We start from the raw sequence: 26,043 nt of genomic DNA on the forward strand, positions 1-26,043 counted from the left end.
GGCAACGCCGAAACGCATAGCTCCAGCGGCGCGCGCCGCAGCACCTCCACCCGCCTCCGCGCCCGTATCGGTACCGGACGAACAGGCGGTTGCCTCGGCACGGTTTGCGGCCGAAAGTGCTCGCTCGCTCGACGAGCTCAGAACCGCGCTCGAGGCCTTCAACGGCTGCAACCTGAAGAACGGCGCGCGCAATACAGTATTCGCGAGCGGCAATCCCGCATCCGGCATTATGGTCATCGGCCCGATGCCGAATGCGGACGACGACCGGGACGGCATTCCCTTCTCCGGGCGGCAAGGGCAGTTGCTGGACCGCATGCTCGGCGCGATCGGGCTTTCCCGCGACGGCGTTCTGCTCACCAATGTCATCCCCTGGCGGCCGCCGGGCAACCGCATGCCCTCGCAGGCCGAGATGGATATCTGCCGGCCGTTCCTGGAGCGCCAGGTGGCGCTCGCCGAACCGAAGCTGCTGCTGCTGCTCGGCAATTTTCCCGCCCGCTTCTTCTTCGGCGGCAATGGCACGATCCACTCGATGCGCGGCGAATTCCGGGAGATTGCTTTCGGTGGAATCAGTTGCTCGGCGATCGCGACCCTGCATCCGCAGGAACTGTTGGCAGCCCCCGCCAACAAGGCCCTCGCCTGGCAGGACCTTTTGATGTTCAAAATGCGTTCTCACGGGCACTGACTGCCCGCATTTCAGGCAGATTTCCCGGCAATTGATGCAAAGTTACGGAAATATGAAGAATGCCATGCAACCCACGCATGGCAGTGCGGCGTTTCGCTGCATTGCAGAATCGATGCTGCGCTGCAATATAAGCGGTGTGTCTTGGGAGGAATTCTAGGTTTAAGGAACCAAGGCCAATGACGACCCGCTTCCGCCCGATCCATTCGGGTTTCGAAACTCTCCGCATCGCCGGCCTGTCGCCGCGCTCGACGAAGGGTTATCACCATTTCGGCTCTGCGACGAACGAACAGCTGACCTCCTGCGCCATGGCGCGTCCGGTCGGCATCACGCGTCCCGCTTCGATCTTCGCCGATTTCCGCGAACGTTGATCGCGCGGCCTCAAGGAAGCATCAGCCATGACGGCCATTTTCCACCCGATCCGCACCCTGCGTGAGAACTTTTCTCACATCGGCGCTGCCGTGAACGCCTCGCGCGAATATAGCCGCGCGGGTGCTGCCCGCGCCTGCGCCGAGACCAATCCGGTTACCGCGGCCATTCCGCTCTAAACCTCCGGCTTGATCAAGCCCCGGGCGGCGATGCCTTGCGCGCCGCCTTCCGCTCGAGCCCCAACTGGTGCTCGCGGTAGATAATGAAAATCCCCGCCGACACAGTGATCGCCGTCCCGACCAGCATGGCCGCCGTCGGCACGTCCCCGAACAGAACATAGGCGATGCCGATCCCGAGCAGGATCGAGGTGTATTCGAACGGCGCCACCGTCGAGACATCCGCGTTGCGATAACTTTCGGTCAGCAGGATTTGTCCGACGCCGCCGCAAAAGCCGGCGCCGATCAGAAAAAGCTTTTCCGGCATCGTCAGCGCCGCCCAGCCGAAAGGCAGGCTCGCAAGAGAAAACAGCGCCCCCGACAGCGAGAAATAGAGCACGATCGTCGCCGTCTTTTCGGTGCGCACGAGCTGGCGGGTCTGGATCATCGCAAAGCCGGCCAGCACTGCCGAGAGGATGACGGAAGCGGCGCCGACCGCCTGCTCCGATCCCATGCCGCCCTGCTCGAACATGGTGAGCTTCGGCCAGGAGATGATCACCACCCCGACCATGCCGACCATGACCGCGCTCCAGCGGTAGATGCGCACCGTCTCCTTCAGGAAGATCGCCGCGAAGACCACGGCCAGGAGCGGCGAGGAATAACCGATCGCGATCGCATCCGGCATAGGCAGGTGGACCAGGCCGTAGAATCCGAAAACCATCGACAGGATGCCGAGAAAGCCGCGCTTCACATGGCCGGTCAGGCTGTTCGTGTGGAAGGCGCCGCGCAACTCGCCCTGGAAGGCGAGATAGACCATGATCGGCACGAGCGCGAAGGCGGAGCGGTAGAAGGTGATCTGCCCGGCCGGAATATCGGGACCCGCCGATTTGATACAGGTCTGCATCATCACGAAGATCACCACGGAGGTGACTTTGAACATGATCCCGCGCAGGGGATTCAGGGCATCGGCGGACATCAACAACTCATGGAGATTTCTGGGGGAATTTTGGCGGAAATCCGATCCGCGCTGACAGGACGTGGTGGAGAGGCAATCCGGGGAGATTCAGTTTGGCGGCAAAGTAACGGAAAAGTGCCGTGAGGGGGATCAAATCTGATGATAGGTCGATCAATATCCGTGACCTTGTGAAAGGTTGCGCGACATATACTGGATCGAAATGACGCTTTATTTTAGCCAAAGTTTCAACAATCGTTTAGCATTGCGTGCAATTATCCGCGCGGCGACGGGTGTGTGCCAGTTCGACGGGAGTGCTGCGAAGCTCCCGACACCAATTTGAAGAGCCGGTTCAGGAAGCAACATGCGAACAGATACGGGCCAGATCGTTCATCTGGCAGATTACCGCCCCACCGACTTCGTCCTGGAACGCGTCGATCTGACCTTCGAGCTCGACCCCACCAACACCAAGGTTGATGCGCGGCTGATCTTCCACCGGCGCGAAGGTGTCGACCTCTCAGCGCCGCTGGTGCTGGACGGCGACGAACTGACGCTGTCTGGACTGCTGCTCGACCAGAACGAAGTGCCCGCGGCGCAATACGATGTGACGCCGGAAAGCCTGACGATCCGCGACCTGCCGGCCGAATCTCCGTTCGAAATCACCGTCACCACCTATATCAATCCGGAAGCCAACAGCCAGCTGATGGGCCTCTACCGCACCAACGGGATCTACTGCACCCAGTGCGAGGCGGAAGGTTTCCGCCGCATCAGCTATTTCCCGGACCGGCCGGACGTGCTGGCGCCCTATACGATCACCATTATCGGCGACAAGGCCGCCAATCCTGTCATGCTGTCGAACGGCAATTTCTTAGGCGGTGCCGGTTACGACGAAGGCCGCGCATTCGCCGCCTGGTTCGACCCGCATCCGAAGCCGTCCTACCTCTTCGCGCTGGTCGCCGGTGATCTCGGCGTGGTCGAGGACACGTTCGTCACCATGTCCGAGCGTGAAGTGACGCTGAAGATCTATGTGGAGCACGGCAAGGAAGCCCGTGCGGCCTACGCCATGGACGCGCTGAAGCGCTCGATGAAATGGGACGAGGAGCGGTTCGGCCGCGAATACGACCTCGACATCTTCATGATCGTCGCCGTGTCCGACTTCAACATGGGGGCCATGGAGAACAAGGGTCTCAACGTCTTCAACGACAAATACGTGCTCGCCGACCCGGAAATCGCAACCGACCAGGATTACGCGAATATTGAGGCGATCATCGCCCACGAATATTTCCACAACTGGACCGGCAACCGCATCACCTGCCGCGACTGGTTCCAGCTCTGCCTCAAGGAAGGCCTGACGGTCTATCGCGACCACGAGTTTTCCGCCGACCAGCGCTCGCGTGCGGTCAAGCGCATTGCCGAGGTGCGGCACCTGAAGTCGGAACAGTTCCCGGAAGACGCAGGCCCGCTCGCGCATCCGGTCCGCCCGACCAAATACCGCGAAATCAACAATTTCTACACGACCACCGTCTACGAAAAGGGCTCGGAAGTTACCCGCATGATCGCCACGCTGCTTGGCCGCGACGATTTCAAGGCTGGCATGGACCTCTATTTCGAACGCCATGACGGCCAGGCCGTGACGGTCGAGGATTTCGTCAAGTCGTTCGAGGATGCGAGCGGCCGCGACCTTACGCAGTTCTCGCTCTGGTATCACCAGGCCGGCACGCCTCTTGTCACCGTGTCGAGCGACTATGACCAGGCAAGCGGCACCTTCAAGCTATCGCTCGAGCAGATGATCCCGGCAACCCCTGGCCAGACGGCCAAGGAACCGATGCACATCCCGCTCTCCTTCGCGCTCATCCTCGACAACGGCTCGGCGGCAGTGCCGACCAAGGTCGCGGGTGGCGAAGTCACCGGCGACGTGCTGCACCTGACCGAGCGCCGGCAGAGCTTTACCTTCTCGGGCGTCTCCTCCCGTCCGGTCCTGTCGCTCAACCGTTCGTTCTCGGCGCCGATCAACCTGCATCTCGACCAGACGCCGGCCGATCTTGCCCATATCGCCCGCCACGACACCGATCTCTTCGCCCGCTGGCAGGCGCTGACCGACCTTGCCCTGCCCAATCTGATGCAGGCGGCGCGCAACGCGCGTGACGGCAAGGAAATCGCCTGCGATCCGTCTTTCGTCGCGGCCCTTCTGGAAGCCGCCGGCGATGAGACGCTCGAACCCGCCTTCCGCGCCCAGGCGCTGGCGCTGCCGAGCGAGGCCGACATTGCCCGAGAACTCGGCGGCAACAACGACCCCGATGCGATCCATGCCGGCCGCAACGCCATTCTTTCGGAGATCGCCAAGGCGGGAACCAAGACCTTCCTGCGCCTGTTCGAGGACATGAAGGTCGATGGCGCCTTCAAGCCGGATGCGGCAAGTGCCGGCAAGCGCTCGCTGCGCAACACCGCGCTGTCCTACCTCACCTATGCGGAAGGAACGCCGGCCCGCGCGGCCGCAGCCTTCACATCCGCCGACAACATGACCGATCTCGCCCAGGCGCTGGCGGTGCTTGCCCATCGTTTCCCGGACGCGCCGGAAACGACAAACGCGCTCGCCACGTTCCTCGCACGCTTCGACGGCAACGCTCTTGTCGTCGACAAGTGGTTCTCGACCCAGGCGACCATTCCCGGTGCAGGTGCGCTTGCCCGCGTCAGGGCGCTGATGGAAAACCCGCGCTTCATCGCCAGCAATCCGAACCGGGTGCGCTCGCTGATCGGCACGTTCGCCTTCGGCAACCCGACCGGCTTCAACCGGGCCGACGGCGAAGGTTACCGGTTCTTGGCCGAGCAGATCCTTTCGATCGATCCGCGCAATCCCCAGCTCGCCGCCCGCATCCTGACCTCGATGCGCTCCTGGCGGTCGCTGGAACCGCAGCGCGCCGATCATGCGCGCGCAGCGCTGACCACGATCGAACAGGCAGCAACGCTTTCGACCGACGTGCGCGACATCGTCGAGCGGATGCTGAAAGGTTGAGCCTGAAGCGCCGGCTTCAAGCGCCGGCGCATTTTTCCAGGAAGCGGGAGACCAGCGAGCGGCAATAGTCGATCGTCAGTTCGCGGTCGCGGAACAGGATGTGGTAGATGATCGGCGCGATGACGGCGTCGATCGCTTCGCTCACGTCGAAGGCTTTCTCGCCGCGCGTCAGGGCGCGCTCGCGCAAGGTCTCCAGGTGATCATAGGTGAACTGGCAGCAACGGCCCGCCGCGGCGCCTTCCATGCTGCCCAGCACGTCCGCCAGCATCGAGCGGCCAACCTTGGATGACATCTCCTCGGCATATTGGAGAATGAAGGTTTCGAGGTCGGATCCCATCGCGCCGGTGTCTTCCGGGTCGGCAACCGGCCGCATGCGCGCGACCGCGACATCCGCCAACAGTTCGGACAGATCCCCCCAGCGGCGATAGATGGTCGACGGCGTCACACCGGATTTTTCGGCGATCATCGGCACAGTGATCGCGCCGCGATCCATGGTCTTCAGCATATCCCGTACCGTGCGATGCACCTCCGACTGGATGCGCGCACTGCGCCCACCCTGGCGCACCATTTCCCTGGCCATTTTGTTCTCCTTGCCGGCACATGCCGGAATATGAAATTCCTTAATGCAAAGATATTGCATTAATCCGGCAATGCAACTATATCCGGCTAACGCTAAAAAATTGCGTTAAGGTGAACCGCCATGAGCAGTATCCTCCCCTCGCCCAATTCCCCATCCGCTTTCCGGATGACGGTCTACAGTTTCATCTTCGCGGTGCTGATCTCCGCGACCAGCAGCGCACCGACGCCGCTTTACCATCTCTACCAGCAGCTCTTTCATCTCTCCCCAGCGATGATCACCCTGATCTTCGGTTCCTATTCTTTCGCGCTGCTCGCGGCGCTTCTAACGGTCGGCGGGCTTTCGGACTATCTCGGCCGCCGGCCGCTGATCCTGCTGGCGCTGATCTTCAATGCCGCGGCGCTGATCGTCTTCATGCTGGCTGAGTCGGGCACGACGCTGCTTGTCGGCCGTATCGTCCAGGGTTTCGCGACCGGCATCGCCTTTCCGACCTTCGGGGCGACGATCCTCGATACCGACAAGCGCAGAGGCTCGACGCTCAACAGCATCACCGCCTTTCTCGGCCTGATGGTCGGTACGCTTGCCGCCGGCACGCTCGTCGCTTTCGCGCCCGCGCCGACGCATCTCATCTACGCGCTTCTTTTCATCGTGACGGTCGCCGGCATCATCGCGCTTGCCTTCATGCCGGAGACGATCACCGGACGGCCAGGAGCGCTCGCTGCCATGCGCCCGCATATCAGCGTACCGCAACGGGCCCGCGCGACGCTTCTGAAGGTCACGCCGGTCAATATCGCCGGCTGGGCGCTCGGGGGCTTCTATCTGTCGCTGATGCCGACGCTGGTCGCCGTTGTGACCGGCATTACCTCACCGTTCGTCGGCGGCACGGTCGTCGCCGCACTGATGCTCAGCGCCACCGCCTCGGTCTTCATCTTCCGCACATGGGCGCCCCAGCGGGTTCTCTTCACCGGCGCGACCACGCTGATCATCGGCGTCCTGATCACGCTCTCCGGGGTATACCTTGAGGCCGTCGGGCTCCTCTTCCTCGGCACCGCGGCCGCCGGCCTCGGCTTCGGATCGATCTTCTCGAACATTCTGAAGATCGTCCTGCCGCTTGCCGAAAGCCACGAACGGGCCGGCCTGTTCGCGGCTTTCCTGGTCGAGAGCTACCTCGCATTCTCGATCCCCGCGATCGCTGCGGGGCTGATCGCGCCTACGCTCGGCCTCTCCAATACCGCGTATGTCTATGGCAGTGCAATCATCACGCTGGCGGTGATTTCGATCGCGGCCACCCGCACCAGCCTTTCCGAAAGCCCGGCCGTCTCCTGAGACGGCCGGTTTGCCGCCCTGCGGGACTCTTCCGATTCGCAATTGAATCAAAACGTTAAAAAAATCTTAGCAAGCCTCTGGACACGAAGAATCACTAATGATTCATTAAGGCAGATTCGGGCGAGCGGCGCGCCGAATCACCATGAGGGACACCATGAAAACCATGTCGGACGTGCAGCGGGCAACCGCGGCCGAGGGGCGGCTGCGTCTTAAATTTCCGAGCCTTGGAAATTTGCGGCGGGTCATTCCTGACGAGGCGCGGCTTTCCGTCAAACCCATCGCACGGCAGCTGCCGCGGGTGGAGCTGGTTCTCAAGCGTTCGATCCCTCTTCTCATCATCGCATTCCTCACCGTTGTCGCTGCCTCCCGCGTCCTCGGCATCGTCTCCGAATACACGCGGATGGAAAACGCCGCTCGGCAATCGACCGCTCTGATGGCAGCCACCGCAAGTGCTGCCTTTGCCGGTGATGCGACGGCGCTCATCGGCCGCGACCGCGCTGCAGCGGAAAAACGCCTCGCCGCCTTCCTGCCGCAGGAGCGGCTGGGGGCGGACGCGTTCTTTCTTTTCGTCGACGAAACCGGCCGTATCTTCGGCGGCACCAAGCAGGCGACCAGCTATATCGGCAGGCGCCTGACCTCCGTCCTGCCGGAGACCGCCGCGCTCAGGCGGTTCGGCGACGAGAGCGGCGTGATCGAGACCTATTTCGGCGAAATTCCGCATTACGCGGCCATCGAGGCGGTCGGCACCGAAGGTGTGCTGATCGTGGCGGCCTATTCGCTGGAGAGCATCAATCTTGCATGGCGGCACGACGTCTCGCTCAACGTCACGCTTTTCACCGGCATCTCGGCGATCCTGCTGATCATCCTCTACGCCTATTACATGCAGGTGAAACGCGCCCGCGAGGCCGACGAGACCTTCGTCGAATCCAATCTGCGTATCGAGACCGCATTGTCGCGCGGCCGTTGCGGGCTTTGGGATTTCGACGTCAGCAACCGGCGCCTGTTCTGGTCGGGATCGATGTACGAGATGCTCGGCCTGCCGCCTGCCGGCAACGTGATCTCGTTTACCGACGCGGCGCGGATGATGCACCCGACCGACGGCAACATCTATGCGCTCGCCCGCGCCATCAGCCGCGGCAATGCCAAGCAGGTCGACCAGGTTTTTCGCATGCGCCATGCGGCCGGCCATTACGTGTGGATGCGCGCCCGCGCCCAGCTGGTGAAGACCAGCCAGGGCCGCACCCATGTCATCGGCATCGCCATGGACGTGACCGAACAGCATCGCCTCGCCCAGCGTTACGCCGAAGCCGACCAGCGCCTTGCGGATGCGATCGAATGCACGTCGGAAGCCTTCGTGCTCTGGGACAAGAACGACCGGCTGGTGATGTGCAATACTCATTTCCAGCAGGCTTACGGCCTGCCTGACAGCGTGCTGGTGCCCGGAACCGAACGGCACGCGGTCAATTCGGCTGCCGCCCGCCCGGTGATCGAACGCCGCGTCGCCGACCCGGATGGTAGCGGCCTTTCGCGCACCACCGAAGTGCAGCTCGCCGACGAGCGCTGGCTGCAGATCAACGAGCGCCGCACCCGCGACGGTGGCCTGGTCTCGGTCGGCACCGACATCACGCTGCTGAAACGCCACCAGGAGCGGTTGCGCGACAGCGAGCGCCGGCTGATGGCGACGATCGGCGACCTTTCCTCCTCGCAGAAGAAGCTGGAGCGCCAGAAATCTGAGCTCTCGGTCGCCAACGCCAACTATCAGGCGGAGAAGGAACGCGCCGAGGCCGCCAACAAGGCCAAGTCGGAATTCCTCGCCAACATGTCGCACGAGCTTAGAACGCCGCTCAATGCGATCCTCGGCTTCTCGGAAATCCTTGCCAACGGCATGTTCGGGCCGCTCGGCTCGCCGAAATATTCGGAATATTCCAAGGACATTCACGACAGCGGCAAACATCTCCTCAACGTCATCAACGACATCCTCGACATGTCGAAGATCGAGGCCGGCCATATGCGCATCCAGTGCGAGGCGGTCGACCTGAAGCCGCTGATCGAGGAAAGCCTACGGCTGACCACGATTTCCGCCCAGGACAAGGAGATCGCCATCCATCAGCGCCTGTGCGACAGCCTCCACATGGTGGCCGATCGCCGCGCGCTGAAGCAGGTGATGCTCAACATTCTCTCCAACGCAGTGAAATTCACCAACCACGGCGGCAGGATCGAGTTGCGAGCCCGCAAACTGGAAAAAGGGGTGCTGCTGACGATCGCCGATACCGGCATCGGCATTCCGATGGACGCGCTCAACAAGATCGGCCAGCCGTTCGAGCAGGTGCAGAGCCAATATGCCAAGAGCAAGGGCGGTTCGGGATTGGGACTTGCCATTTCCCGCTCGCTGATCGGCCTGCACGGCGGCAAGATGCGGATCCGCTCACGGGTCGGCGAAGGCACTGTCGTCTCGCTGCTTATTCCTGACCAGCCCATGCTGGTTAGTCGCAAGCGGGTAGCGTAGGTCAATTCCCCGACAGCTACGCAACCATATGACTACAGCAGTGCCACGATGCGTCCGCTCAGGTCCTCGGCTACCCGATGGACTTGTTGTCGACGGTGAGACCAATCGTCCTTCTCCGTCCCCAGATAGCCATCGCGCGCGCAGATGACCAGTGCCGCAGCCTCTCTCGGCAACCGAGATATCGCCCAATCGGCTGCGGCATCCTTTGGAACGATCTCTCCCGTTGTGAGCGTACGCCACATGCGTACGAGTGCCAGCAGGACGTTGCGCTCGTCGCCATGGAGCGACCCGAGCAAGGCAGGAAGCGCATCTCCGATCGCCCGCCGCAGGTCGGCCTCCGGGATGACCCGCAGTAGTTCAGGAGCGGCCGGACCGGCCAATGTCTTTGCCTTCAGCCTCGCCTGGGCCAGCAGTACGGTCAGTTCCGGATCCCTGACCGGTTGGGGGACGTGGCCCGCCTCGAACGCCTCGCGCAGCCATTCGCCATAGACGAATTCGCTCCGCGGCGGATAGTCGGACACGGCAAGATCGTCCCGATGGAAAACGATCAGCTCGATGGGGCGCCGACCGCTACCATCCGCCGGATGCCCTGAAATCTTCATGAGCGAGGTCATCAGACGTTCGCGCTCGATATGCGTCGTCGGTCGATCGACAATCACCATGATGTCCACGTCGCTATCCGGTCGCAATCCGCCGGCGACCGCCGAGCCGTGCAGATAGGCGGCAACGAGCGCGCCTCCGAAACATTCCCGGGCAATACGGAGCGCTTGCTGAGCTTCGATGGGGATTATCACCGCATCGTCATCCATAACCACTTGCTTCCGCGTCTCGCGCGTCGATCATTGGGGGTGACAATAGCGTAGCGGTCGGTGCGGAATCGCACAAACCGTCATTTCCGGACGACCGCCCCGAACACCGCCCGCACCGCCTTCGACAGCCGCTTCACCTCGCCCTCCAGCGTCCTGATATCCGGGCAATCCCCTGCCCGGCAGACGCGCTCGACAAGCCCGGCGGGTGCATCACCTGGATCAAAAGGTCCGTCGACGCAGAGCCGGACGATCTGCGACAGTTCGGTAAATAGCCGTAGCGCCTCGATGCAGGTATCGAGATCGCCGGGCTTCATCAGTTTTTCGCCGAGCGCCTTCAGGGCTTCCTCGGTGCTGAACCCGTAGGTATCGGGCGCTACGCCTTTGGCTGGCGCAATCAGGCGCAGATACTGGGCGATGAACTCGATATCGATCAGGCCGCCTGGAATGAGCTTGAAATCCCAGATGTCACGCGGCGGCTTTTCCTTGTCGATCAGCACGCGCATCTCGGCCACGTCCTTGGCGATCCTGGCGATATCGGGCTTGGTCGACAGCACTTCGCCGATCATGCCCTTCGCTTCGTCGGCGAGGCTTTCTTCGCCGCAGATCAGCCGGGCGCGGGTGAGCGCCATGTGTTCCCAGGTCCAGGCCTCTTCGCGCTGGTATTTGCCGAAGGCGTTGATGCGGGTGGCGACCGGCCCCTTGTTTCCGGAGGGTCTCAGGCGAAGATCGACCTCGAAGATCACGCCCTCGGCCATTGGCGCTGAAAGTGCCGCGATCAGCCGTTGGGTCAGGCGGGTAAAATAACGGCTGGAATCGAGCGGCTTGTCGCCTTCGCTTTCCGTGGCTTCATTGTCATAGTCGTAGAGCAGGATGAGATCGACGTCGGAGCCGGCGGTCAGCTCGAAACTTCCGAGCTTGCCCATGCCCATGACGGCGACGCGGCCGCCCGGATAGAGGCCGTGGGCACTGCGAATTTCTGCGGTCACCGCCTTCAGGGCGGCGTCGATCAGGAGGTCGGCGAGATGGGTAAAGGCGCGCGCCGCCTGGGCACCCGAGATTGCCCCTGTCAGCAGCCGGATGCCGATCAGGAACCGCTGCTCGGCCGCAAAGATGCGCAGCCGGTCGAGCTTTTCCTCGTAATGCCGGCCGGCGGTGAGGAATGCGGTCAGGCGATAGGAGAGATAATCTCGGGTCGGCAGTTCGGACATCAGGCCGGGGTCCAGCATGCCGTCGAACACATGCGGCTTGGATGCGATGATATCGGCAAGCCGCGGCGCCGAGGACATGATCGTGACGATCAGCGCAAGCAGCGGCGGATTGTTGCCGATCAGCGAGAAGAGCTGGATGCCGGCAGGCAAGCCCTTCAGGAAGCTGTCGAACCGCAGCAGCGCCTCGTCGGCACGTTTGCTCTCGCCGAACGCCATCAGCAGTGCCGGCATCAGCTCGGTCAGCCGCTCGCGTGCCTCGGCGGATTGGGTGGCGCGATAGCGGCCGTAATGCCAGGTGCGGATAACGCGGGAAATGTCGGCCGGCCGTTCGAAGCCGAGAGAGGCAAGCGTCTTCAGCGTGCCCGGATCGTCCTGCTGCCCGGTAAAGACGAGATTGCCGTCGCCACCGGACAGCTTTGCCTCCTGCTCGAACAGCCGCGAATAACGTTTCTCGACGGTCTTCAGCACATATTCGAGCCTTGCGGAAAAACCGGCTGTATCGGCGAAACCAAGCATCAAGGCGATGCGCTTCAGTTCGGGCTCGGTTTCCGGCAAATTATGGGTCTGCTCGTCGCGGACCATCTGGATGCGGTGTTCGACATCGCGCAGGAACCAGTAGGCCTCGGTCAATTCGGCGGCGATGTCAGGCGCGATCCACCGGGCCTCGGCGAGCGCCTTCAGCGCCACCTCCGTTTCGCGCGCCCGCAAGGGCGGCATGCGGCCGCCGGCGATCAGCTGCTGGGTCTGGGCGAAGAACTCGATCTCGCGGATGCCGCCGCGACCGAGCTTGACGTCATGGCCCTTCACGGCGATTGCGCCATGGCCCTTGTGCACATGGATCTGCCGCTTGATCGAATGGATGTCGGCGATCGCCGCATAGTCGAGATATTTGCGGAACACGAAGGGGGTGAGCAGCCGCATGAAATTTTCACCAGCGGCAATGTCGCCGGCGATCGGCCGCGCCTTGATGAAGGCCGCCCGCTCCCAGTTCTGGCCGCGGCCCTCGTAGTAGATCAGCGCCGCATCGAGCGAGACGGCGAGCGGCGTCGAACCGGGATCCGGGCGCAGGCGCAGGTCGGTGCGGAACACATAGCCGTCGGCCGTGCGTTCCTGCAGGATGCGGATCAGGCGGCGCATCATCCGGCCATAGACTTCCGACCCGTCGAGCGGGTCGGCAAGGATGCCCGTTTCGGGGTCGAAGAAGACGACGATATCGATGTCGGAGGAATAGTTGAGCTCGCGGCCGCCGAGCTTGCCCATGCCGAGCACGATCAGGCCCGAGCCCTTGCTCGGTTCTTCGAGGTCGGCAAGCTTAAGCTTACCGCTATCGTGACCGGCGACCAGAAGGTGGTCGATCGCGGCCGCGACGGAGGCTTCGGCAAAGAGGCTCAGCCAGCGCGTCGTGTCCCTGGCGGAAAAGATGCGGGCGAGATCAGCAAGCGCGACGAGGAAGCTCAAGGCCCGCTTGCCGGCGCGCAACGCAGTCATCACCTCGTTTTCGGAGGGTGCCTTGCCGTCCGTCTTCTGCCAGGCCCGGCGGGCCGTATCCACCAATCGCTCCAGCGTCGACTCCAGCGGCTCGGTAACCGCGATCGTCAAAAGCCTTGGCGTGATGACAGCCATGTCGCGCAGGTAAGGTGAGAGGGTGAAGGCAGCGGTGATGAAATCCTTGAGCGGGCTATCCTTGCCAAGCAGTCCCGCGACGGAAGGTTCGGACTTGCCGATATCCTTCAAGGCCGCCAAGGCCGCCTTGGTTTCCGTCTGGTTCAGCGGGCGGATCACCTCCGCCTTGACCGCATCGAGCCGGTTTCCGGTCTCCGACACTGGCACCTCCCGTGATTCTTCCCTGGCGAAACTTAGGGCTTCGGCGCAGGAAAGACCATGGTGACCGTCAGGCCGGGCGCTGCGGTATTCGCCTCGTCGGTGGCGGAGAGTTCCAGCGAGCCGCCATGCAGTTCCATCACCGCCTCGACCAGCGAGAGGCCAAGGCCGGTGCCGGGCTTGGAGCGGCTTTCGTCCAGGCGGAAGAACCGCTTGGTCACCTCACCGCGCTTGTCGGCCGGAATGCCGGGGCCGTTGTCGCAGACGGAGAGCCTGAGCGTGCCATCGCTTCGCGCGAGGCGAACGCGGATATGCGCCGCGTCCTTTGCCTCGGAGGCGTATTTGATGGCGTTGTCGAGGAGGTTGAAGATCGCCTGGCCGATGAGTTCGCGGTTGCCGTGGACCACGAGCCCCGGTTCGAGCTCGGTCGTCAGCGACAGGCCCGCTTCCTCAGCCGCGGGTTCATAAAGCTCGGCGCTGTCGGCGGAGATCGCCGACAGATCGACATCCGACATTTCCGCCGCGATCGATCCCGCCTCGACACGGGAGATCATCAGAAGCGCGTTGAAGGTGCGGATGAGCTGGTCGGACTCGGCAATGATGCCTTCGAGGGCTGTCCGGCGCACATCTGCGCGATCCTCGCCCAGCGCATCGGCCGCCTTGTTGCGCAGCCTCGTCAGCGGCGTCTTGAGGTCGTGGGCGATGTTGTCGGAAACCTGGCGCAGCCCCTCGTTCAGCTTCTCGATGCGTCCGAGCATGGCGTTCAGCGAATCCGACAGCCGATCGAATTCGTCGCCGGACTTGCCGACCGGCAGGCGCTGCGAAAGGTCGCCCGCCATGATCTTCTGGCTCGCCGCCGACATCCGGTCGATGCGTTTCAGCGCATTGCGGCCAATGCCGAACCAGATCACCAGCGCGCCGACGCCCATGATGGCCAGCGCCACCATCAGCGCCCGGCGTACGATACCGCGGAAGCGGCTCGGGTCGCCGAGATCGCGACCGACCAGCAGCCGCAGGCCGTTGTCGAGGCGGAGCACGTTCGCCGTGGCGAGATGCCGGCCAGGTCGATCCGATTCGGTATAGGGTTCGTAGGTGAAGGGAATTTCCGTCCAGCCCTGCTCGTCGAGCACGCCGGGCTGCACCGCGGCGACGTTTCCGGCGAGCATTTCGCCGTTTGGCCCCGCGATCACATAGAGGTTGGCGCCCGGCTGGCGGGCTCGCCGCTCCATCATCCGCAGGAGAAGGCTGACGCCGCCTCGTTCATAGGCGCGCTGTATCTCCTGCACTTCCTCTTGCAGCGACTGGCGCGTCTGCTGCGCCAACAACCGTTCGGACATCGCCGTCACGTAAATGACCAGGAATGCCGCACACAAGGCGAAGAGCAGGATATAGAGCGCCGACAGCCGCACGGCCGTCGAGCGGAACATCAGGCGGGCACGTGCCAGCAACTCGGCTTACCCCTCGTCCTTGATCATGTAGCCGGCGCCGCGAATAGTCTTCAGAAGCGGCTTTTCGAAGTCCTTCTCGATCTTCGATCTCAGCCGGGAGACATGCACGTCGATGACATTGGTCTGGGGATCGAAATGATAATCCCAGACGTTTTCGAGCAGCATGGTGCGGGTGACCACCTGGCCGGCGTTCTTCATCAGATATTCGAGCAGGCGGAATTCGCGCGGCTGCAGAAGCACTTCCTTGCCGGCGCGCTTCACCTCGTGCGACAGCCGGTCGAGTTCCAGATCGCCGACCCGGTAGACCATGTCCTGTTCAGGGGTGCCCTTGCGGCGGCCGAGCACTTCGACGCGGGCGAGCAGCTCGGAAAAGGCATAGGGTTTCGGCAGGTAGTCGTCGCCACCGGCGCGCAGGCCGGTTACGCGGTCGTCCACCTGGCCAAGCGCCGAGAGGATCAGCACCGGGGTATTGATGCTGCGCTTGCGCAATTCGCTGATGACGGACAGCCCGTCTCGGCGCGGCAGCATGCGGTCGATGACCATCACGTCGTAGGAATTTTCGGTCCCCATGAACAGGCCGCTCTCGCCGTCACTCGCATGGTCGACCACGATCCCGGCCTCGCGAAAGGCCTTGGTCATATAGGCCGCGGCCTCCAGGTCGTCTTCGATCACCAGAATCTTCATGTGCGGAACAATAGCGTCCGCGCCCGCCTTTGCACTACGGGAATCTGCGGCACCGGCGGAATATCGGGTATCCGTTTCCATCACACGCTCCATGGAAGGAAAAAGGGCGCCGACCGTTGCCGGCGGCGCCCTCGATCTTGCGACCTACTTTTTAGAAATCAGCCTTCATTGATCGGCAGGGCAACGAAACGGCTGCTATTGCCTTCGCCGGCTACCTGGAACAGCGCGCGGGTGCGGCCGTCCTTGCGGGCCTGGTCGAGAACCTTGCCGACGTCGGCGGCACTGGTGACCTTGCGGTTGTTGACCGAGACGATCTTTTCCCCGGTCTTCAGGCCGCGGGCAGCGGCTTCACTGTCCGGATCGACATCGGTGACCGAGAGACCGGAACCGTCCTCGGCCGGAGCGACGGTGATGCCGAGGCTGGCAAGCGCCTTGTCGCTGGAGGGTGCCGGAGCATCGGGTTGCTTCGGCTCGGCCTTGGCGGCTTCGTCGCTCTGGAGGTTGCCGAGCGTGACCGGGATCTTCTGCGCCTTGCCGTCACGCCACAGATCGACCTCGACCTTGGTATTCGGGCCGAACGCGGCAACGCGCTTGGCGAGATCACGGGCATCCTTGATCGGCTGGCCATTGACGGCAGTGATCACGTCGCCTTCCTTGATGCCGGCCTTCTGGCCCGGAGAGCCTTCCTGCGGAGCGACGACGAGAGCGCCCGACGCTTCCTTCAGGCCGAGCGAGTCGGCGATATCCTGGTTGACCGGCTGGATCTGCACGCCGAGCCAGCCGCGATCGACCTTGCCGTCCTTCATCAGGTTGGCAACGACATCCTTGGCGGTCGAAGACGGAATTGCGAAGGCGATGCCGACGTTGCCGCCCGATGGCGAGAAGATCGCGGTGTTGATACCGACCACTTCGCCCGAGAGGTTGAAGGTCGGGCCGCCGGAATTGCCGCGGTTCACGGCCGCATCCACCTGGATGTAGTCGTCATAGGGGCCGGAGCCGATGTCGCGGCCGCGGGCCGAAACGATGCCTGCGGTGACCGTGCCGCCGAGGCCGAACGGATTGCCGACGGCAACCACCCAGTCGCCGACCCGGACCTTCGAATCGTCTGCGAAATTGACATAGGTGAACTTGCGGCTGGTGGCGTCGACCTTGAGCACGGCGAGATCGGTGCGGCTGTCCTTGCCGACCAGCTTGGCTTCGAGTTCCGTGCCGTCGTTCAAAACGACCGTGTAGGCCGAGCCGTCGGAAACGACGTGGTTGTTGGTGACGACGTAGCCGTCTTCGGAGATGAAGAACCCGGAGCCCTGGGCGGTCGGGCGCAGGCGGTGCGGACGATTGCTGTCCTGGCCCCGCGGACCGTTGCGATCGGCGCGATCCTGGTTGCGGTTGTTGCGGTCGCCCGGAGCGCCCGGAGCGCCCGGCATCTGGCCGCCGAATTCACGGAAGAACCGCTTCAGCGGATGGTCGTCGGGAAGCTGATCGAAGCCGCGTCCGCCGAAACTGAACGAACTGCTGTCATCGGAAACGGCTTGGGCATCGGACTGGACACGGACGGAAACGACGGCGGGAGAAACAGCCGAAACGACATCGGCAAAGCTCGGGGCCTGCGGTGCGGTGACGCTGACCGGAGCAGCAAAGGACTGCGTGATCTGGGCCGGGATGCCGCTCGAGAGCATGACCGCGGCAAGACCAGCAACCGTGGTGGTCTTCAAGACGGTCTTCAGAGAGGGACGTCCGATATTGCGCATGTTTTAAGCTACCTTCTTCTCTTCAGTCATGATGGCCGGAGGTTGGCCAAGCGGTGGATGACAAAGATATAGGCGCTCTGAGGTTAACTGCAGGTGGCGGACGAATGAAATATTCGTAATGTTCGAGCGTGCCTGTTTCAGGCAGCTACTTTTTCAGAAGCTCTTCAATACGCGCCTGCTCCTCGGCCGAAAGCACCGCAACTGCGCGTTGGCTTGGACGGGTGCGGACGAAAACCAGTATCGCGATTGCACCGACCAGCAGTAGCAGGATGGGTGTTGCCCAGAGAATGATCGTCTTGGCACCGAGGCGCGGTTTCAGGAGCACGAATTCGCCGTAGCGAGACACGACGTAGTCGATCACCTGATCGTCCGTGTCGCCGTTCGTCAATCGCTCCCGCACCAGCACGCGCAGGTCGCGGGCAAGCTCCGCATTGGAGTCGTCGATCGACTGGTTCTGGCACACCATGCAGCGCAATTGGGCCGAAAGATTTCGGGCGCGCTGTTCGAGCACCGGGTTGGAGAGCACTTCGTCGGGGTTGACGGCGAAGGCCGGGAGGGGGGCTAGGAGAGCCAAAATCATTGCAAGAGCGACCCAGAATACCCCCCTCTGCCCTGCCGGGCATCTCCCCCTCAAGGGGGGAGATTGGCAAGACGCGTCGGCATCGCTCCGATCTCTACGTTCGCTATGGGCAAGACGTTGCAACGAGTCGATCTCCCCCCTTGAGGGGGAGATGCCCGGCAGGGCAGAGGGGGGTGATGTGCGTGAGTTCGCCATCACTCCGCAGCCTCCAGCGTCGCCTTGACCGGTTTCGCCTTGCGGCTCGGCGCGCCCACACGCAGTCTCCGATCAGTCAGCGAAACAAACCCGCCGAACATCATCACCAGCGCGCCGCCCCAGATGCAGAGGATGAACGGCTTCCACCAGATGCGCACCACAATGCCGCCGCTGTCCATCGCGTCGCCGAGCGAGACATAGAGCTGGCTGAGCCCGAAGGTGAGGATGCCGGCCTCCGTCGTCGGCATGCGCCGCGCCGTATAGAGCCGCTTCGACGACCAGACATCCGCCACCTGGGCGCCGCCGCGGCTGACGGCGAAATGGCCGCGCTGTTCTGTATAGTTCGGCCCGACCGCATCGCGCAGCCCGTCATAGGTCAGCGAATAACCGCCGATATCGACGGTAGCGCCCTGCTTCATCTCGACCACCGTCTCGGTGCCGAAAGTCGTCGCAGCAAAGATACCGAGCACCGTGACGCCGAGCCCGAAATGGGCGATCGCCGTGCCGAACACCGAACGCGGCAGGCCCGCCAGCCGCTTCAGCCCGACCGACAGCCCGACCTTAGCAAAATTGCCGCGATACCAGAGATCGGCGAACGCACCGATCATACCCCAGAAACCGAGCACCAGGCCGAAGATCGCCAGAACCGGCCCGCCATTCTGGATATAGAAGAAGGCAAGGCCTGCAGCCAGCGCCAGGCCGGCGAAGGCATAGAGCCGCTGCAGGGCGCCCAGGAGATCGCCGCGCTTCCAGGCGAGCACCGGCCCGAACGGCACGGCGACCAGCAGCGGCAGCATCAGCAGGCCGAAGGTCATGTTGAAGAACGGTGCCCCGACCGAGATCTTTTCGCCGGTCAGCGTTTCGAGGATCAGCGGATAGAGCGTGCCGGTCAGCACCGTCGCCGTCGCCACCGTCAGGATCAGGTTGTTGAGCACCAGCGCGCCCTCGCGCGAGATCGGCGCGAAAATGCCGCCCGCCTTCAGCATCGGCGCCCGCCAGGCAAACAGCGCGAAGGCGCCGCCGATGAAGATGCCGAGAATGCAGAGGATGAAGATGCCACGGGTCGGATCGGTCGCAAACGAATGCACCGAGGTCAGCACACCCGACCGCACCAGGAAGGTGCCGAGCAGCGACAGCGAAAAGGTCATGATCGCCAGCAGCACGGTCCAGATCTTCAGCGCCTCGCGCTTTTCCATGACCAGCGCAGAATGAAGGAGCGCCGTGCCCGCGAGCCACGGCATGAAGGAGGCGTTCTCAACCGGATCCCAGAACCACCAGCCACCCCAGCCGAGTTCGTAATAGGCCCAGTAGGAGCCCATGGCGATGCCGGCGGTGAGGAAGGTCCAGGCCGCCAGCGTCCACGGCCGCACCCAGCGGGCCCAGGCGGCATCGATGCGGCCTTCCATCAGCGCCGCAACGGCGAACGAGAAGCACACCGAGAAACCAACATAACCGAGGTAAAGAAGCGGCGGATGAACCGCCAGGCCGAAATCCTGCAGCACCGGGTTAAGGTCCTGCCCTTCGGCCGGCGCCGGGTTGAGGCGAAGGAACGGATTTGAGGTCAGGAGGATGAAGAACAGGAATGCCGTCGAGATCCAGGCCTGAACGGCGAGAACATTGGCCCGCAGCGTATCGGGCAGATTGCGGCCGAAGACAGCGACGAGCGCGCTGAAGAACACCAGGATCAGCAGCCAGAGCAACATCGAACCTTCGTGATTGCCCCAGACGCCCGAGAATTTATAGATCAGCGGCATCAGCGAATGGGAATTCTCCCAGACGTTCATCACCGAGAAGTCAGAGACCACATAGGCCCAGGTCAGCACGCCGAAAGAAAAGGCGACGAGGGCGAACAGCACCAGCGCTCCGGTCGGCGCCAGCGCCATCATCGCCACGTCGCCGCGCCTTGCACCGATCACCGGCAGGACGGAGACGAGAAGGGAAGTCGCAAGTGCCAGCACAAGCGCGTAATGGCCGATCTCGATGATCATTGCGTAACCGCTCCCTTGGCACCGCCGGGTTTTCCCTGATTGGCCTGACCCTGCTTCCCCTGGCCTTCGTTCCAGACGCCCTGCGCCTTCAGCCGGTCGGCGACTTCCTTCGGCATGTAGTTTTCGTCATGCTTGGCGAGCACGCTGTCGGCCACGAAACCATGGGATGCCGCATCGAACGCGCCTTCGGTCACCACGCCCTGGCCTTCGCGAAACAGGTCCGGCAGAATGCCCGTATAGGTGACCGGCACATTGCCGGTGCCGTCCGTCACAGTAAAGCTCACGGTCGAGCCCTGGCCGCGCTTCACCGAGCCTTCGGCCACCAGCCCGCCAAGCCTGATGCGCGTACCGGGCTTGACGTCCGCCTTGGCAAGGTCGGCCGGCATGAAGAAATAGGCGACCGACTGGCTGAAAGCGAACATGACGAGCAGCACCGCGACAAGGATGAAGCTCATGCCGCCCGCGATCACCGCCAGCCGTTTCTGTTTGCGCGTCATTGGGCCACTCCTTCGACGGCAAGCCCCATCTCGTTGGCCAGCGCCACCAATTCTCCCGATGACGGGAACTGCTTGAGGCCGCTCTTCAACGCCGCTTCTGCCTTGGGTTTGTCTCCGAGCACGGAATAGGAGCGCACCAGCCTCACCCAGCCCTCGAGATTGTTCGGATCCTGCTTCAGCCGTTCCGCAAGGCTGTCGACCATGCCGCGGATCATCGCCTGACGATCGCCCTGCGACATGGTTTCGGCTGCCGCCACATCCGCCTGGTTCGGATTTCCCGGCGCCTGCGCCGTGTCGCGCCCAGGCACGATGGTGCCGCCGTTCTTGGCGATATGCTGGTTGACGAGCTGCATCCACGGCGCGTCGGCCGGCGAGGCTTTTGCGATCGTCTCGAACTGCGCCCTTGCTTCCGCCGCCCTGCCCGCCTGCTCCAAGCCGAGGCCGACATAAAAGCGGGAACGTGGATTGTCCGGATCGAGCTTCACCGCCTGCTCGAAGGCGGAACGCGCGTCCTCCGTGACGATCCCGTCATTCGACGCGACAAGCGTTTCGCCAAGCCCCGCGAGCCTGACCGGGCTGGCCCCAAGAATACGGATCGCGTTGCGATAGGCCATTTCAGCATCGCCGAGCCGCATGGAGCGCAAATAGATCGGCGCGAGCAGGTCCCAGCCGGCACCGTCATTGGGGTTTTCGGCGAGATGCCGCTCGGCCTTGGCGACCAACAGCGCGACATTGTTGCCGGGATTGGCAAGCCGCGCTTCCAGCGGCTGGTCCGGCAGCCCTGGATTGCCGAGCGCCAGGTAAAGGCAGAGCCCGACGACGGGCGGAACCAGCGTTACGACGGCGGTGGCGAGCCGATGTTTGCGCGTCTTCGGAGCGGTAATCCCTTCGGCTTGCCCGGCACCGGCCGCAGCCAGCAGCCGGCGGCCGATCTCCGCACGGGCGTATTCGGCCTCTTGCGGCTCGATCAGGCCCTGGGCTCGGTCCCGGTCCAGTTCGGCCAGCTGGTCACGATAGACGGCGACCTCTCCGGCACGGTCAGCGGACGCTGTTTTGGTGGCTCGGGCGAAGGGCAGGATGAGGATTGCCGCAACGGCCGCCGTCAGAGCTGCGAGGATGATCCATAAAACCATAGTGGCCCATTACTGCAACGGCTCGTGCTTTCCAACAGCGCAGCCGGAGTTGACGCGAATTTGAGGCGTTTGGCCGCAAGTTCAAGCCTCATATGGGCTCAATCCGATCCGGCGGCCATGACCCATGTCAAACAGCAGCAGAGGAAATCAGGTGAGCGGCGTCCACGTGCCGTTTGAATTGCGGCAGGCAGCACCCCGCGCCGTCATGTCGCGGCCATTCATGGTCACCGTATGGCGATACTGGCGGCAGTTCTGGGTGCCGACCTGATAGGGAGCGTTGGCGACCACCTGGCCGTTCGCGTCGTCACCCTTCCAGGTGACCGCTTCGCCGCCGGTTGCCCCTTCCAGGGCGCGATATTCCGCCTCGAGGGCGCGTGACCGGTCGCTTGCCGAAAGCGTCGCGCCGCTCCGTCCGACGATGCCCCCCTGAAGAGCGGAAATATAGGAGGTCGAAGGCGAAGGCCGCGGCGAAAGCAGGCCGCGTGCACCTCCGGGGCCGGTTGCCGAAGTCGTGCCGCAGCCGGCCAGCAGGCCAGCAACCATAAGCGATGAAACGGTATTTCGGAGGTTCAATAATCGCATCGTGTCGGAAACCGGTCGCGGCTCGCTTTCTTCGGAAATCGTGCCGAGACTGGTCCGGTCCCGGCATGGCATCATTATGGCGTCACTGGGAAAACATACAAATCCGGCGATCGTTCAGTCTCCCGCACATTAGCAGACGATCATAGGAAGGTCCGTTCGGGCAAAGATATAGCAGGCGATCCATCCGTCCATAACCAAAGGCAGGGAATAGGCCAGCGTTGCCGATCGGCAACAGTCCCGAAGGGCTGAGTACGAGACCTGCGACAATCAGGGAGCTTCCTTGGCGACACCCGGAAGCAGAAGTTGCGCTCTGAGGCCACCGCGCGTCCCGCGCGTCAGCTCGACCGAACCCTGATACTCGCCGGTGATCTCGCGCACGATCGAAAGTCCGAGCCCGGCGCCCGGCTTGCTCTCGTCGAGCCGCCTGCCGCGTTTCATCGCCTCGCGGATCTGATCCGGCTCCAGTCCCGGGCCGTCGTCCTCGACAGAGACCTCGACCCAGGAGCGCCGCGCAGTTTCGCCCTCGCCGGATTGAGGGCCGGATGTCGGCGTGGCGGTGATCCACACCCCGGTCTCGCAGAAGCGCGCGGCGTTTTCGAGCAGGTTGCCGATAGTCTCCTCGACGTCCTGCTGTTCCATGGCAAGCGCTACGCCCGGCGGAAAAACCGAGAGGTGGAATTCCTTTTCCGGATTGAGCCGGCGCATCACCCTGACCAGCCGTTCCAGCACAGGCTCGAGCTCGGTCCGGGCGAGCAGGGATTCGCGCTGGGCGGCGATGCGCGCCCGGTTCAGATAGGATTGCACCTGCGCCTGCATCCCCTCCGCCTGCGATCGCACCATGTCCGACTGCACCTTTTCCACGGCACGCGATTCATTGAGCAGAACCGCGATCGGCGTCTTCAGCGAATGGGCGAGGTTACCAACCTGCATGCGCGCCCGCTCGACGATGCGGCGGTTGCTTTCGATCAGCGCGTTGATGTCGCTGGCAAGCGGCATGATCTCGCGTGGAAACTCGCCTTCCAGCCGCTCCGCCTCGCCGCGCCGGACCCTTTCGAGCGAGCGCCGCGCGCCGTCGAGGGGCTGCAATCCGTAAAGGATCGCCAGGCCGTTGACGACCAGGCTGCCGAAACCGAAAACGGCAAGCGCAATGTAGAGACTGCGGGTAAAGGCCTGGATATCCTCCTCGACGACCGCGAGGTTGCCCGAGACGCGGAAGCGCGCGGCGCGGCCTTCGCCATCGAGCACCACCTCCGTCTCGGCGACCAGAACATGGTTCTTGTAGGCGTCGATGGCCGGGTAAAAGCGCTCGTAGCGATTGTTGAAGGGCACCGCCAGGATCGACGGCACGCTGATGTTCGACGTGCCGAGCGAGGAGGAGGAAAGCGGCGTCGCCGCAAACGTGCCGAGCGGCTCGATGATCCAGTACCAGCCGGTCTCGGGCTGCGAGAAGCGCAGGTCGCCGAGTTGCGGGCTGCCGGCGAGCTTGTTGTCGTCGCCGATCGTGATCGAGTTGATGACGTTATAGAGCTGGGCGCGCAGGAGGTCGGTGAAGGCGCGCTCGGCCGATTGCCGGTAGAGCTGCGAGATGACGATCGAAATGACCACCAGAGCCAGCGCCGACCACAGCGTGGCCAGAAGCAGCACGCGGGCAGTCAGCGATCTTGGTCCGATCATTCGGAATTTAACGCGCATCGTTTGGCGCTTGCATCCTGTAGCCGAGTCCGCGGACCGTTTCGATGAGGTCGACTCCGAGCTTCTTGCGAAGCCGGCCCACGAAAACTTCGATCGTATTGGAATCGCGGTCGAAATCCTGATCATACATATGCTCCACAAGCTCGGTGCGGGAAACGACCTGCCCCATGTGATGCATCAGGTAGGACAGCAGCCTGAATTCGTGCGAGGTGAGCTTCAGGGCGACGCCTTCGACGCTCGCCTTGGAAGCCTTGGTGTCGAGCCGCACGGGCCCGCAGACGATTTCAGAGGACGAATGCCCCGCCGCCCGGCGGATCAGCGCCCGAACACGGGCCAGCACTTCCTCCACATGAAAGGGCTTTGCGACATAGTCGTCGGCCCCGGCATCGATGCCCGCCACCTTGTCGCTCCAGCGGTCACGGGCGGTCAGCATCAGAACCGGCATGCCCTTGCCTCCGGCACGCCATTTCTCGACGACGGTGATGCCGTCCATGACCGGCAGGCCGATATCGAGGATCACCGCGTCATAAGGCTCGGTTTCGCCCAGATAATGGCCTTCCTCGCCATCGAAGGCCTGATCGACCACATAACCCGACTCCTTCAGGGCGTCGGAGAGCTGCCGATTGAGATTGACGTCGTCTTCGACCACCAGAATGCGCATGCACCGCCCCTCGAATGATATGCCGGCGACTGATGCCGCCGACCCCGCCTTACATCGGAACCCTGACGGTCACCTTGCGCGGTCTTTGATTGCCATCGCCCTGGACGAGCACCGTCACGACGCAGGTCTGGCCATCGGAGGAGGGCTGAGCGGAAAGAAGCTCGCCGCCGGTTTCCCGCACCACGCGAGACGCAGCCGACCCGCAATCGCCTGCGACGAGGACGAGATAATCACGCGCGGAGACCTTCTCCGGCACGAAGCCGGAGAAACCGGCCAGGCCGGCGGTCAATATCGCGATGATTGGCAGTCGCGCCATGGTTACAATTTCCACTCACAAGACAAACAGGATTCAAGTCCAAAGCATGTGATGGATTATGTAGCTAAAGGCGGCTGAATGGCAAATGAATGGTCCGTAACGCTTTCCTTCAGGAGGCTATTTTCCCCTGATTCCGCTCAGGGCCGCGACACGCCCATAAATCGCAAAAAGTCCACCGGCGGCACCCGCAAGCGTCACCGCGATGTCTGCGAGATCGGCCTGCATATCCGCTCCGAGCGTAATTCCCATGACCTGCAGGAGCGCGGCGGCGACCGCGATCAATCCACCCCAGACAGTCTTCGACTGGTACCATGCCTTCATGCCGTCCATGCTTATCTCCTTGTTTCAGTTTAGAACATAACGACCGTTTCAAACGGAACGCCGAGCGGAACCGCTCGGCCCACCTGCCGGACCCGCAGCGAAAGACTTGCCAGAGGTCCGCCGAAATCGGCGATCTCGTCGGCCGCCGGATAGATGAAAACCGGCCCGGCGACCTCGATCGCGCGCTTGACGGAAGCGCCGTCGAGAAGCTCCAGCCGGTAACCTTCGACCGGCTCGTCTAGCGGGATTTCCGCGCTGTCCCAGCCGTCCGCCTCGATCCTTCCGCGCCTCACCCAGGTCAGCCGGACATCGCCGGTCGCCTGCCGTTCTGCGCGGACATGCACCGGCGATAACGGCGTTTCGGCACGCACACCGCCCGAAAAGACATGCGGGCCGAACCGTCCGCCCGTCTGCCCTAAGCTTTCCGCCAGCCAATTCAGGGCAAGGCCGCGTTCGTCCGCCGCAAGCCCCAGCGGCACCACCGCCTCATCGAGCACGACGACGGCATTCCCTGAAGCCGCGCCGGCCCGCATGGCGTCCTCGGTCCCCGCCAGCCCGCGCAACAGGTTCGACAGACGCCAGCGGTTAGGGCTGATCTCTTCGGCATCGGCAAAGCCGATCACCTCCCAGACGCCATTCTCCGCCTTCACCGCGATCCGGTTTTCGCCGTTCAGTACGGCCTGCTCGTCCGCCGACGACAGCCCGCCGAAAAACAGTTCGATCTCGATCGTCCGGCCACGATCGAAGCGCCCGGCAATGCCGCCGGTCAGCGACGCGGCCAGA

At 63.2% G+C, this 26,043-nt stretch carries 22 protein-coding genes and 1 pseudogene; 6 read left to right on the forward strand and 17 right to left on the reverse strand.

Annotated features, from left to right (window positions below; genetic code table 11):
- The 3 genes from MOV61_RS16300 to MOV61_RS16310 form a co-directional block, all read left to right on the forward strand.
- On the forward strand, positions 1–682 hold a 682-nt coding region (locus MOV61_RS16300), incomplete at its 5' end, for a uracil-DNA glycosylase family protein (protein ID WP_247137328.1).
- Positions 683–858: 176 nt separating this feature from the next.
- Positions 859–1,050 (forward strand): hypothetical protein, encoded by a 192-nt coding sequence (locus tag MOV61_RS16305; protein WP_038541359.1) that lies wholly within the window; start codon positions 859–861, stop codon positions 1,048–1,050.
- Positions 1,051–1,077: 27 nt separating this feature from the next.
- Entirely contained in the window at positions 1,078–1,227 is a 150-nt protein-coding gene (locus tag MOV61_RS16310) for a hypothetical protein (protein WP_157885091.1), read from the forward strand.
- Positions 1,228–1,240: 13 nt separating this feature from the next.
- Here MOV61_RS16310 and MOV61_RS16315 read toward each other — a convergent pair whose 3' ends face one another.
- Positions 1,241–2,179: a DMT family transporter gene (locus MOV61_RS16315; protein WP_247137329.1), complete on the reverse strand. Its 939-nt coding sequence runs from the start codon at positions 2,177–2,179 to the stop codon at positions 1,241–1,243.
- Positions 2,180–2,519: 340 nt separating this feature from the next.
- Between MOV61_RS16315 and pepN the strand changes: the two genes are divergently transcribed.
- On the forward strand, positions 2,520–5,168 hold the full coding sequence (gene pepN / locus MOV61_RS16320; protein WP_247137330.1) for an aminopeptidase N: 2,649 nt from the start codon (positions 2,520–2,522) through the stop codon (positions 5,166–5,168).
- A 16-nt stretch (positions 5,169–5,184) separates the two neighbouring features.
- Here the strand turns inward: pepN and MOV61_RS16325 are convergent, their stop codons facing one another.
- Positions 5,185–5,748 (reverse strand): TetR/AcrR family transcriptional regulator, encoded by a 564-nt coding sequence (locus tag MOV61_RS16325; protein ID WP_247038210.1) that lies wholly within the window; start codon positions 5,746–5,748, stop codon positions 5,185–5,187.
- 120 nt (positions 5,749–5,868) lie between these two features.
- On the opposite strand from MOV61_RS16325, the gene MOV61_RS16330 reads away from it, so the two are divergent.
- Positions 5,869–7,071, forward strand: coding sequence for an MFS transporter (locus MOV61_RS16330; protein WP_247137331.1), 1,203 nt, complete (start codon positions 5,869–5,871; stop codon positions 7,069–7,071).
- A 163-nt stretch (positions 7,072–7,234) separates the two neighbouring features.
- Complete coding sequence (locus MOV61_RS16335) at positions 7,235–9,577, forward strand: PAS domain-containing sensor histidine kinase (protein WP_051900058.1); 2,343 nt, start codon at positions 7,235–7,237, stop codon at positions 9,575–9,577.
- Between the two features lie 32 nt (positions 9,578–9,609).
- Here MOV61_RS16335 and MOV61_RS16340 read toward each other — a convergent pair whose 3' ends face one another.
- The 15 genes and pseudogenes from MOV61_RS16340 to MOV61_RS16410 form a co-directional block, all read right to left on the reverse strand.
- Positions 9,610–10,386: an aminoglycoside adenylyltransferase family protein gene (locus MOV61_RS16340; protein ID WP_247137332.1), complete on the reverse strand. Its 777-nt coding sequence runs from the start codon at positions 10,384–10,386 to the stop codon at positions 9,610–9,612.
- An 80-nt stretch (positions 10,387–10,466) separates the two neighbouring features.
- On the reverse strand, positions 10,467–13,418 hold the full coding sequence (locus MOV61_RS16345; protein WP_247137334.1) for a bifunctional [glutamine synthetase] adenylyltransferase/[glutamine synthetase]-adenylyl-L-tyrosine phosphorylase: 2,952 nt from the start codon (positions 13,416–13,418) through the stop codon (positions 10,467–10,469).
- A gap of 32 nt (positions 13,419–13,450) precedes the next feature.
- Positions 13,451–14,860, reverse strand: a complete 1,410-nt coding sequence (locus MOV61_RS16350) for a HAMP domain-containing sensor histidine kinase (protein WP_157885227.1) — start codon at positions 14,858–14,860, stop codon at positions 13,451–13,453.
- A 9-nt stretch (positions 14,861–14,869) separates the two neighbouring features.
- Entirely contained in the window at positions 14,870–15,628 is a 759-nt protein-coding gene (locus MOV61_RS16355) for a response regulator transcription factor (protein WP_293408879.1), read from the reverse strand.
- A gap of 77 nt (positions 15,629–15,705) precedes the next feature.
- Positions 15,706–17,295, reverse strand: a complete 1,590-nt coding sequence (locus tag MOV61_RS16360; protein WP_038541341.1) for a Do family serine endopeptidase — start codon at positions 17,293–17,295, stop codon at positions 15,706–15,708.
- A 145-nt stretch (positions 17,296–17,440) separates the two neighbouring features.
- Positions 17,441–17,875: a cytochrome c-type biogenesis protein gene (locus MOV61_RS16365; RefSeq protein WP_038541338.1), complete on the reverse strand. Its 435-nt coding sequence runs from the start codon at positions 17,873–17,875 to the stop codon at positions 17,441–17,443.
- Positions 17,876–18,069: 194 nt separating this feature from the next.
- Positions 18,070–20,058: a heme lyase CcmF/NrfE family subunit gene (locus MOV61_RS16370; RefSeq protein ID WP_247137335.1), complete on the reverse strand. Its 1,989-nt coding sequence runs from the start codon at positions 20,056–20,058 to the stop codon at positions 18,070–18,072.
- Positions 20,055–20,555: a cytochrome c maturation protein CcmE gene (gene ccmE / locus MOV61_RS16375; RefSeq protein ID WP_247137336.1), complete on the reverse strand. Its 501-nt coding sequence runs from the start codon at positions 20,553–20,555 to the stop codon at positions 20,055–20,057. Before ccmE ends, MOV61_RS16370 begins: the two co-directional genes overlap by 4 nt.
- A complete protein-coding gene (gene ccmI / locus MOV61_RS16380; protein ID WP_247137337.1) occupies positions 20,552–21,688 on the reverse strand; it encodes a c-type cytochrome biogenesis protein CcmI in 1,137 nt (378 codons plus the stop codon). The genes ccmE and ccmI overlap by 4 nt, the downstream gene beginning before the upstream one ends.
- 147 nt (positions 21,689–21,835) lie before the next feature.
- Positions 21,836–22,270, reverse strand: a complete 435-nt coding sequence (locus MOV61_RS16385) for a membrane protein (RefSeq protein WP_038548951.1) — start codon at positions 22,268–22,270, stop codon at positions 21,836–21,838.
- Between the two features lie 267 nt (positions 22,271–22,537).
- Positions 22,538–23,944, reverse strand: a complete 1,407-nt coding sequence (locus MOV61_RS16390) for a HAMP domain-containing sensor histidine kinase (protein ID WP_157885089.1) — start codon at positions 23,942–23,944, stop codon at positions 22,538–22,540.
- 7 nt (positions 23,945–23,951) lie between these two features.
- Positions 23,952–24,623: a response regulator transcription factor gene (locus MOV61_RS16395; protein ID WP_038541322.1), complete on the reverse strand. Its 672-nt coding sequence runs from the start codon at positions 24,621–24,623 to the stop codon at positions 23,952–23,954.
- A gap of 49 nt (positions 24,624–24,672) precedes the next feature.
- Positions 24,673–24,939, reverse strand: coding sequence for a hypothetical protein (locus tag MOV61_RS16400; RefSeq protein WP_038541320.1), 267 nt, complete (start codon positions 24,937–24,939; stop codon positions 24,673–24,675).
- A gap of 117 nt (positions 24,940–25,056) precedes the next feature.
- Entirely contained in the window at positions 25,057–25,269 is a 213-nt protein-coding gene (locus MOV61_RS16405) for a hypothetical protein (RefSeq protein WP_247137338.1), read from the reverse strand.
- Positions 25,270–25,289: 20 nt separating this feature from the next.
- Positions 25,290–26,043: pseudogene (locus MOV61_RS16410) on the reverse strand (hypothetical protein); the annotation flags it as partial.

The sequence above is a fragment of the Neorhizobium sp. BETTINA12A genome, from assembly GCF_023006485.1.
GTDB lineage: Bacteria > Pseudomonadota > Alphaproteobacteria > Rhizobiales > Rhizobiaceae > Neorhizobium.

What these genes read in the sequence shown, in the direction of transcription:
- MOV61_RS16395 (WP_038541322.1), bottom strand. Translation starts at nt 24,623, where the DNA reads ATGCGCATTCTGGTGGTCGAAGACGACGTCAATCTCAATCGGCAGCTC.
- MOV61_RS16400 (WP_038541320.1), bottom strand. Translation starts at nt 24,939, where the DNA reads ATGGCGCGACTGCCAATCATCGCGATATTGACCGCCGGCCTGGCCGGT.
- MOV61_RS16335 (WP_051900058.1), top strand. Translation starts at nt 7,235, where the DNA reads ATGTCGGACGTGCAGCGGGCAACCGCGGCCGAGGGGCGGCTGCGTCTT.
- MOV61_RS16305 (WP_038541359.1), top strand. Translation starts at nt 859, where the DNA reads ATGACGACCCGCTTCCGCCCGATCCATTCGGGTTTCGAAACTCTCCGC.
- MOV61_RS16340 (WP_247137332.1), bottom strand. Translation starts at nt 10,386, where the DNA reads ATGGATGACGATGCGGTGATAATCCCCATCGAAGCTCAGCAAGCGCTC.
- MOV61_RS16385 (WP_038548951.1), bottom strand. Translation starts at nt 22,270, where the DNA reads ATGCGATTATTGAACCTCCGAAATACCGTTTCATCGCTTATGGTTGCT.
- MOV61_RS16315 (WP_247137329.1), bottom strand. Translation starts at nt 2,179, where the DNA reads ATGTCCGCCGATGCCCTGAATCCCCTGCGCGGGATCATGTTCAAAGTC.
- MOV61_RS16365 (WP_038541338.1), bottom strand. Translation starts at nt 17,875, where the DNA reads ATGATTTTGGCTCTCCTAGCCCCCCTCCCGGCCTTCGCCGTCAACCCC.
- ccmE (WP_247137336.1), bottom strand. Translation starts at nt 20,555, where the DNA reads ATGACGCGCAAACAGAAACGGCTGGCGGTGATCGCGGGCGGCATGAGC.
- MOV61_RS16390 (WP_157885089.1), bottom strand. Translation starts at nt 23,944, where the DNA reads ATGATCGGACCAAGATCGCTGACTGCCCGCGTGCTGCTTCTGGCCACG.
- MOV61_RS16325 (WP_247038210.1), bottom strand. Translation starts at nt 5,748, where the DNA reads ATGGCCAGGGAAATGGTGCGCCAGGGTGGGCGCAGTGCGCGCATCCAG.
- MOV61_RS16405 (WP_247137338.1), bottom strand. Translation starts at nt 25,269, where the DNA reads ATGGACGGCATGAAGGCATGGTACCAGTCGAAGACTGTCTGGGGTGGA.
- pepN (WP_247137330.1), top strand. Translation starts at nt 2,520, where the DNA reads ATGCGAACAGATACGGGCCAGATCGTTCATCTGGCAGATTACCGCCCC.
- ccmI (WP_247137337.1), bottom strand. Translation starts at nt 21,688, where the DNA reads ATGGTTTTATGGATCATCCTCGCAGCTCTGACGGCGGCCGTTGCGGCA.
- MOV61_RS16360 (WP_038541341.1), bottom strand. Translation starts at nt 17,295, where the DNA reads ATGCGCAATATCGGACGTCCCTCTCTGAAGACCGTCTTGAAGACCACC.
- MOV61_RS16310 (WP_157885091.1), top strand. Translation starts at nt 1,078, where the DNA reads ATGACGGCCATTTTCCACCCGATCCGCACCCTGCGTGAGAACTTTTCT.
- MOV61_RS16370 (WP_247137335.1), bottom strand. Translation starts at nt 20,058, where the DNA reads ATGATCATCGAGATCGGCCATTACGCGCTTGTGCTGGCACTTGCGACT.
- MOV61_RS16330 (WP_247137331.1), top strand. Translation starts at nt 5,869, where the DNA reads ATGAGCAGTATCCTCCCCTCGCCCAATTCCCCATCCGCTTTCCGGATG.
- MOV61_RS16355 (WP_293408879.1), bottom strand. Translation starts at nt 15,628, where the DNA reads ATGGAAACGGATACCCGATATTCCGCCGGTGCCGCAGATTCCCGTAGT.